General features: G+C 67.4%; 7 protein-coding genes and 2 pseudogenes. 5 read left to right on the forward strand and 4 right to left on the reverse strand.

The annotated features are described in order from the left end of the window. A partial coding sequence (locus ADBZ6I_RS13635) for a metal-dependent hydrolase (protein WP_526384709.1) occupies positions 1-403 on the forward strand: 403 nt, incomplete at its 5' end. 5 nt (positions 404-408) lie between these two features. Continuing rightward, positions 409-1,479 carry a PDR/VanB family oxidoreductase gene (locus ADBZ6I_RS13640; RefSeq protein ID WP_526384711.1) on the forward strand — a complete coding sequence of 357 codons (1,071 nt, stop codon included), beginning with the start codon at positions 409-411 and terminating at the stop codon, positions 1,477-1,479. 12 nt (positions 1,480-1,491) lie between these two features. Here ADBZ6I_RS13640 and ADBZ6I_RS13645 read toward each other — a convergent pair whose 3' ends face one another. Beyond that, positions 1,492-2,052: a hypothetical protein gene (locus ADBZ6I_RS13645; RefSeq protein ID WP_526384713.1), complete on the reverse strand. Its 561-nt coding sequence runs from the start codon at positions 2,050-2,052 to the stop codon at positions 1,492-1,494. Between the two features lie 118 nt (positions 2,053-2,170). Between ADBZ6I_RS13645 and ADBZ6I_RS13650 the strand changes: the two genes are divergently transcribed. Next, positions 2,171-2,560, forward strand: coding sequence for a hypothetical protein (locus ADBZ6I_RS13650; protein WP_526384715.1), 390 nt, complete (start codon positions 2,171-2,173; stop codon positions 2,558-2,560). 300 nt (positions 2,561-2,860) lie between these two features. On the opposite strand, the gene dtd is transcribed toward ADBZ6I_RS13650, so the two are convergent. After that, entirely contained in the window at positions 2,861-3,292 is a 432-nt protein-coding gene (gene dtd, locus ADBZ6I_RS13655) for a D-aminoacyl-tRNA deacylase (RefSeq protein WP_526384717.1), read from the reverse strand. Between the two features lie 3 nt (positions 3,293-3,295). Next, positions 3,296-4,729: an aldehyde dehydrogenase family protein gene (locus tag ADBZ6I_RS13660; RefSeq protein WP_526384719.1), complete on the reverse strand. Its 1,434-nt coding sequence runs from the start codon at positions 4,727-4,729 to the stop codon at positions 3,296-3,298. A 280-nt stretch (positions 4,730-5,009) separates the two neighbouring features. Between ADBZ6I_RS13660 and ADBZ6I_RS13665 the strand changes: the two are divergent. After that, a pseudogene (locus ADBZ6I_RS13665) lies at positions 5,010-5,379 on the forward strand (peptidoglycan endopeptidase); the annotation flags it as partial. A gap of 519 nt (positions 5,380-5,898) precedes the next feature. Continuing rightward, the gene (aceA, locus tag ADBZ6I_RS13670) at positions 5,899-8,184 is read left to right on the forward strand and encodes an isocitrate lyase ICL2 (RefSeq protein WP_526384721.1); all 2,286 of its coding nucleotides are present in this window, start codon (positions 5,899-5,901) and stop codon (positions 8,182-8,184) included. A 224-nt stretch (positions 8,185-8,408) separates the two neighbouring features. Here aceA and ADBZ6I_RS13675 read toward each other — a convergent pair. Then, positions 8,409-8,575, reverse strand: a pseudogene (locus ADBZ6I_RS13675) (hypothetical protein); the annotation flags it as partial.

The raw sequence follows: 8,575 nt of genomic DNA on the forward strand, positions 1-8,575 counted from the left end.
TTACGGCGGCGACCCCACCATGGTCGATCTGTTCCGCTGGCACGGCAGTGAGGAAGTCGAGCACCGTTGCGTCGCCCACGACGTCGCCACCTATTTCAACGACAGCTACCCCGCCAGAATCCGCGCCATGGTCCTGGCGATGGTCCTGATGGCGTCGTTCTTCGAACGCAGCCTGTGGTACCTGTGCAAGACCGATCCGGACCTGAACCTCAGCTGGACGCAGATGCAGCGACTGCGGTTCCGTGACTCCAAGCTCACGCTGCTGCCGCTCTATCGGCAGCTGTTCGGCAGCAACACGTTCGCCTACTTCCGCCGGGACTTCTCACCAGTGAACGTCGGTTCCACCGCCCAGGCGGTCGCCTACCTGGCGACCTCCCCCGCCGCCCGCGCGGCGCACGTCTAGCGATCGTGCTGCGCCGCCTGCTCTCCGCACCCGCCCCGATCCTGGGACTTGCCGACGCGGCGATCACGGGCCTGTGGGCCGTCGCGGGTCTGCGGCGACCGGCCCCGCCGCCTGCGCGTGACCGCACCCTGACCCTGACCGTCGTCGACCGTCAGGTAGTGGCACGGGACGAGAACGTCGTGGCCCTGACCCTCGCGGCGGCCGACGGCTCCCCGTTGCCGCCGTGGCACCCGGGTTCACATCTGGACATCCACCTGCCCAGTGGACGGGTGCGGCAGTACTCGCTGTGCGGAGACCCGGCCCGGCGCACCGAATACCGGATTGCGGTGCGCCGCATTCCCGACGGCGGCGGCGGCTCGGTGGAGGTGCACGACCGTCTGCCGACCGGGTCGACCGTCACCACCAGCGGGCCGCGCAACGCCTTCCCGCTGGCCGTGCCCGGCTACGGCTCGCCGACGCAGCGACTGCGGTTCATCGCCGGCGGTATCGGGATCACCCCGATCCTGCCGATGCTGGGCATGGCCGAGCGCCTCGGCGTGGACTGGTCGATGATCTACGTCGGCCGCAGCGCCCAGAGCATTCCGTTCCTCGACGAGGTCCGCCGGTACGGCGACCGGATCGCGATCCGCACCGACGACGTGCACGGCATTCCGACCGCGGATGATCTGCTGGGCGAATGTCCAGACGGGACAACGGTATACGCCTGCGGACCCGCCCAGATGCTGACGCTGGTGCGGCAGCGCCTGATCGGCCGGGACGACGTCGAACTACATTTCGAGCGGTTCGCCGCGGCACCCGTGGTCGACGGCGAGGCGTTCACCGTGACGGTCGCCTCCACCGGAACCGAGATCAGCGTCGCCCCGGACGAAACCCTGCTGGCCGCCCTGCAGCGGGGCGGTGTCAACCCGCCCTACTCCTGTCAACAGGGTTTCTGCGGAACCTGCCGCACCCACGTTCGCGGCGGCGTCGTCCAGCACCGGGACACCCTGTTGACCACACCCGAACACGACAGCGGCCTCATGCTGACCTGTGTGTCACGGGCGCCGGCCGGTGAACATCTGACGCTGGACCTGTAAAAAGGCCCGCCGTCACGCGTCCCAGGCGGAGGCCACCGCGGTGGCGACGTCGATGATCTTGGCCTGCTGGGATGCCGGGCTGTCGATCTCCTCGGCCACGTAGGACGCGACGAAGCGCCGGATCTCGCCGTCGACTCCGCCGATGAGCCGCACGATCTCGCCGCGCAGCGACTTCGAGGTGACATGCACCGCGATGTCGGAGGGACGCGGCTTGGCGACGTCGATGACGATCATCAGGGGCTCAGCCGCCCGGGCGGTGGCCCGCAGGGCGATATCGCCGTCGACGATGAACCGCTGCTTGTCCAGCCGCAGGTCGACGATCAGTTCGATGAGCAGCGGGATGCGCACGGCGAAGGTGATGGTGTCCCCCACGGTGCGAGACACCTCAGCTTGCTGGATTTTGACGCGGGCGGTCACTTTGGCCAGTCCACCCGGCCCCTGCGACATCGGCCCCATGGTGATGTCGCCACCGGCGATCTCGGCGAACGCGGCAGCGACACGCTCCTGGGTGACGGCCTCCTCGAAGAAGCGGCGGCCGAACTCCTCGTAGCTGACGTAGTTGTGCGTGTGCATAGGGCTTCACTTTCTCATGCCGGACGTCGCCCGCGGAGCGCGGATCGGTAACAAATCGCGCCGGCGCAAGGTTTTGGTCCGCGCGGCGTCCGGGTACGCAACGCGCAGGAGGGTCTGATTGGAGACAGGGTTCACCGATGAACGTGACATTTACCAAGACCGCGCCGCCGGCGCCGTGTTGGCCGGAGCACTGGGCTTGGGCGCGTTAGGGCTGGGCAGCGGAGTCGGTCAGGCAGCGCCGAACATCCCCGGGCCGCCCGTTCCGCCGGTCCCGGGCATACCGATGCCCCCGATGCCCCCGGTGCCGAACATCCCGGTGCCGGGTATCCCGGATGACCTGATGCAGTGGGACGGCCCCAACGTCAACCTCAACTGGGTGCCGGGCATGCCGCCCGGACAGAACCCGTTCGGCCCTCCGGGTCAGGTGATGAAGTGGCCGACACTGCGCCTGCTGGACGGCACCGTGCTCAACCCGAATCCGTTCCTGAACCTACCGCCGGGACGGTGAGCGGCACCTTCGTGCCGTATCCGATCGTTCTTCCGGCCCCGATGGGCTGATCAGAAATCGCAGGTTCGAGGGCCGTCCCGCTGACGCGGTGGCGGCCTTCGGCCTTGTCGGAAGACGGTCGGCCGGCACTTGGCCCGATGTCCCGGTGGGTATCCATGAACCAGCTGGACTGGCCCGAACTGTTCGCCCTGCAGACTCCCGCCCTGGAGATCGTCACGACGGGTATGACGACCTGCTCGTCGTGGTGCTCATGGGCCCCTCGTTCGTACTGGAGCGGCAGCGGCAGCGGCAGTGAGCGCTCTACAACTCCAGCAGCACCGTGACCGGCCCGTCGTTGACGAGCTCGACCCGCATGTGCGCGCCGAAGACACCGGTCGCCACCTGTGCCCCCAGCGCCCGCAGCGCCTCGGAGAAAGCCTCGACCAGAGGCTGCGCCGCCGCAGCCGGAGCCGCGGCGTTCCACGACGGCCGTCGCCCCTTCACCGTGTTGGCGTACAGCGTGAACTGGCTGACCACCAGGATCGGCGCACCGATGTCCGCGGCAGAACACTCACCGTCGAGAATTCTTAGCTGCCAGAGCTTTTCGGCCATCCGCATGGCGATGCCGTCATCGTCGGAGTGGGTGACCCCCACCAGCGCCACCAGACCCTGGCTGTCCGGGCTGATCTCTCCGACGGTCTGTCCGTCGACCGTCACCGCCGCAGAGGTGACGCGTTGCACCAGCACCCGCATCGGTTAGGAGCCGGCTCCGGAGCCGTAGCCCACGATTCCCTTGATCTCCAGGAAGTCGTGGAACGCGAATTCGCCCCACTCCCGGCCGTTTCCGCTCTGCTTGTAACCGCCGAACGGCGCACCGATGTCGATGGCATGGTTGATCGACACCGTGCCGGCCCGGATCCGGCGGGCCACCGCACGGGCCTGATCCATATCAGCGCCGGAAACGTAGCCGTACAGGCCGTAGTCGGTGTCGTTGCCGATGCTGACGGCCTGATCCAGGTCGTCGTATCCCAGAATGCACAGCACCGGGCCGAAGATCTCCTCTCGGGCCACGGTCATGTCGTTGGACACGTTGGCAAAGACGGTCGGCCGCACGTAGTAGCCGACGTCGAGACCGTCGGGCCGCCCCGGGCCGCCCGCGACCAGTTCGGCTCCCTCGTCCATACCGGTCTTGATAAGCCGCTGAATCTTGTCGAACTGGGCACGGGAGGCCACCGGGCCAATCGCGGTGCGGTCGGCCGGGTTGCCGACCTTCACCTGATCGGCAGTCGCACTGGCGACCGCGGCCGCCTCCTGCATGCGCGCCCGGGGCACCAGCATCCGCGAGGGCGCGTTACAGCTCTGGCCACTGTTGAGCATCATCGACGCCACCCCACCCGCCACACTGCGAGTGAACGACTCGTCATCGAGAACGATGTTGGGGCTCTTGCCGCCGAGTTCCTGGGCGACCCGTTTGACGGTCGGTGCAGCGTTGCGGGCCACCTCGATCCCGGCCCGCGTGGAACCGGTGAAGGACACCATATCGACACCGGGATGGCTGGACAGCGCCACGCCCACGCCGGGGCCGTCCCCGTGGACCATGTTGTACACCCCGGCGGGAACACCGGCGGCCTCGATGATCTCGGTGAAGATCTGACCGGAGAACGGCGCCACCTCCGAGGGCTTGAGCACCATGGTGCAACCGGTGGCAAGCGCGGGATAGATCTTGCAGGCGATCTGGTTCAGCGGCCAGTTCCACGGCGTGATCAGCCCGCACACCCCGATCGGCTCCTTGACCACCAGGGTGGAACCACGGCTCTCCTCGAAGGAGAAGTTCTTCAGAACATCGATGGCAGTCACCAGGTGGCCCACCCCCATCTGCACCTGCGGGCCAGCCGCCAGCGACGGCGGAGCGCCCATCTCCTCGGTGACCGCCTGCGCCAAATCCGCCGACCGGCGCTGGTATTCGGCGAGCAGCGCCTGCAGCACGTCCAGGCGCTCTTCCCTGGTGCTCTGCGACCAGCCGACGAACGCCGCCCGGGCCGCCGAGACCGCCCTGTCCACATCGGCTGACGAACCGATCGCGATCCGGCCGCAGACCTGCTCGGTAGCCGGGTTCTCAACATCCAGAAGGCGCAGTTCGACCGGATCCACCCATTGACCGTCGATGTAGAACTTGAGGTATTCGCGCATGGATTCATCGTAGTCACCGCGAGTGTGACCGCGAACACGTCGGCAAAAGGCCCTCGGTGCGGAGCCCAATGGCGTGAATTACCGCGCCGACATCACTTTTCGGCAACACGAACACCAAAGACACTGGAAACTCGGCTATTTGCTGTATCGGATCGGTGTCACTGTTCGTATTAATTTGGTAATCATCGGCTTTTGCTTGCCCATCAGGGCTAATAACCCAAAAGGTGAGTCACGACACAGGGTTTGGGAAAATGACTAAACTGTGGTTAGCGTTTTTCTCATGTTTGCTCTCGCGGCATTGATGTCGCTCATCTCGCAAGTGGCCGGCACCCCTTACATTTCCGGCGGGGACACCCCGGCCGGAACGGACTGCTCCGGTCTGGCGTCGTGGGTTGCCAATGTGGCCGCCGGCCGGCCCGCCTTCGGCAGCAGGTTCAACACCGGCAATATGGAAACCGCCCTGCTGGCCCGTGGATTCCACTATGGCAGCGCCCCCAATTCGGTGGTGATCGGCTGGAACGGCGGCCACGCCGCCGTGACCCTGCCTGACGGCACGCCGGTGTCCAGCGGTGAAAGTGGTGCCGGTGTGCAGATCGGCGGCGGCGGCGCCTTCCAGCCGCAGTTCACCCACCACATGTATCTGCCGGTCGAGGCTCAGCCGATGAATACCGAGCCGGCCCCGCCCGCCGACCCCCCGCCCGCCGACCCCGCGGCACCGGCCGCCGTACCGCCGCCGGCGGCTGCACCTGCGCCGGTTCCTGGGCCGGTTCCTCCGGCAGAGCTGCCCCCGCCCCCTCCACCGGCCCATCCCGCGCCACCGGCCGATCCCGCGCCACCGGCCCATCCCGCTCCACCGGCGGATCCCGCGCCACCGGCACCCCCGGTCGAACAGGCCCCGGTCGAGCAGGCCCCGGTCGAGCAGGCCCCGGTCGAGCAGGCCCCGGTCGTCGACCTGGCGGCCCCGGCCGCCGACCTTCCCGCGGTGCCGCATCTGCCGCAGCCCTGACAACGACAACCCTGCCCGCCGGCAGTGCGCTCGTCGCACTGCCGGCGGTCTGGCGTCCCGGGGCTGGCAGTGCCCCACCCCGGCCGGGATAATCGACCGCAGAGTGGTTAATCGCACGTATCAGCGCACACAACGGGCCAGTTGGGCTCGATAAGGAGCAACCATGTCCATCGCCGAGGCGAACGCAGCGAGCACGTTCGATCAGGACGTCGCCGACACCCAGAGCTATGTCGACAGTCCGCGGTTCGCGGGGATCACCCGGCTCTACACCGCACGGCAGGTGGTCGAGCAGCGCGGCACCATCGGAGTGGACTACACCGTGGCCCGCGACGCCTCCAGTGCCTTCTACGCGCGGCTGCGTGAACTCTTCTCCCAGCGCAGATCCATCACCACCTTCGGGCCGTACTCGCCCGGCCAGGCCGTGACCATGAAGCGCTGCGGCATCGAGGGCATCTACCTCGGCGGCTGGGCCACCTCGGCGAAGGGGTCCACCACCGAGGATCCGGGTCCGGACCTGGCCAGCTACCCGCTCAGCCAGGTACCCGACGAAGCGGCGGGCCTGGTGCGCGCCCTGCTGACCGCCGACCGCAATCAGCACTTCCTGCGCATGCAGATGACCGACGAACAGCGCGCAGCTACCCCGGCCGTCGACTACCGGCCGTTCATCATCGCTGACGCCGACACCGGTCACGGCGGAGATCCCCACGTGCGCAACCTCATTCGCCGCTTCGTCGAGGCCGGGGTGTCGGGCTACCACATCGAGGACCAGCGCCCCGGCACCAAGAAGTGCGGCCATCAGGGCGGCAAGGTGCTGGTGCCCTCCGATGAACAGATCAAACGGCTCAACACCGCCCGCTTCCAACTCGACATCATGAGCGTGCCGGGGATCATCGTGGCCCGCACCGATGCCGAGGCCGCCAACCTCATCGACGGCCGGGCGGACGAACGCGATCAACCTTTCCTGTTGGGTGTCACCAATCTCGCTGTGCCGCCATATAAGTCGTGTTTCCTGGCGATGTTGCGCCGATTCCACTCCCAGGGCGTGACAGAGCTCAACGGGCACCTGCTGTACGCCCTGCCTGCCGGTGAGTACGCCGCCGCGGACGCCTGGCTGCAGAGCCGCGGCATCACCGCGGTCATCGACGAGGCGGCCGCCACCTGGACCAGCAGTCACCAGGGCTCACTGGACGTCCTGTTCGACCGAGTCGAGTCGCAGTTCGTCGACGCCTGGCAGTCCGACGCCGGCTTGGACACCTACGGCAACGCCGTCGTCGAGGTGCTGCGGTTCAAAGAAGCCGAGGGTGAGGCGCTGGCCATGAAGCCCGCGGAGTGGCTGGAGTTCGCCCGGACGGCGTCGCTGTACGAGGCGCGCACGAAGGCGGCCGAACTCGGCGTCGAGGCCCCGTGGGACTGCGAACTGGCCCGCACCCCGGAGGGGTACTACCAGGTGCGCGGCGGTATCCCCTATGCCATCGCGAAATCCCTTGCCGCGGCGCCGTTCGCGGACCTGCTGTGGATGGAGACCAAGACCGCCGACCTCGCCGACGCCCGGGAATTCGCCGAGGCCGTGCACGCGGTCTACCCGGACAAGATGCTGGCCTACAACCTCTCCCCGTCGTTCAACTGGGACACCACCGGCATGACCGATGAGGAGATGCGGGCGTTCCCCGAGGAACTGGGCAAGATGGGCTTCGTCTTCAACTTCATGACCTACGGCGGCCACCAGATCGACGGTGTGGCGGCCGAGGAGTTCGCCACCGCGCTGCGCCAGGACGGCATGTTGGCGCTGGCCCGGCTGCAGCGCAAGATGCGGCTGATCGAATCCCCCTACCGCACACCGCAAACGCTGGTCGGCGGCCCGCGCAGCGACGCCGCGCTGGCAGCCTCGTCCGGACGCACCGCTACCACGAAGTCCATGGGCAAGGGCTCCACCCAGGTGCAGCACCTGGTGCAGACCGAGGTGCCCAAGAAGCTGCTGGAGGACTGGCTGGCGCTGTGGAGCGAGCACTACAAGCTCGGCGAACGGCTGCGGGTCCAGCTGCGCCCGCGCCGCGCCGGCTCAAACCTGCTGGAGCTGAGCATCTTCGGTGACAACGAAGACGAGAAGCTGGCCGACGTGGTGTTCGACCCGATCACGGACAGGCAGGGCCGCAGCATCCTGACCGTGCGCGACCAGAACACCTACTCGGCCAAGCTTCGCCAGAAGCGGTTGATGACGCTGGTTCACCTGTGGCTGGTGCACCGGTTCAAGGCCGACGCCGTCTACTACGTGACGCCCACCGAGGACAACAAGTACCAGACCGAGAAGATGCAGACGCACGGCATTTTCAGCAACGTCAACAAAGATGTCGGCGAGATCATCGTCGCCGACATCAACGCCGCGCGGATCGCCGAACTGCTCGAACCCGACCGCAAGGCCCTGCAGAAGCTGATCCGCAAGCAGGACTAGCCGGGCGACGATCAAGCGGCGACGAAGGAGCCGCGATGAGGAGCCCGGCAAGCAGGACTAGCCGGGCGACGATCAAGCGGCGACGAAGGAGCCGCGATGAGGAGCCCGGCAAGCAGGACTAGCCGGGCGACGATCAAGCGGCGACGAAGGAGCCGCGATGAGGAGCCCGGCAAGCAGGACTAGCCGGTTTCGTTGTGGCACCGAATCTCTCGGCACCGCAAGTCTCAGTTGGTTGACGGTGGCGCTTGTGGTTGGAACGGGTCGTACCACCACCAGTCGGCGCGTTCGCCCAGCGGTCCGGGACACGGTGGCACCGCCGGTGGTGGGGTGCTGGGTGGTCGGGCCAGTGATCCGGGGTGCAGTTGGTGGCCGTCGTTGTCGGTGACGGCCA

This window comes from Mycobacterium sp. (assembly GCF_044342925.1).
Classification (GTDB): domain Bacteria; phylum Actinomycetota; class Actinomycetes; order Mycobacteriales; family Mycobacteriaceae; genus Mycobacterium.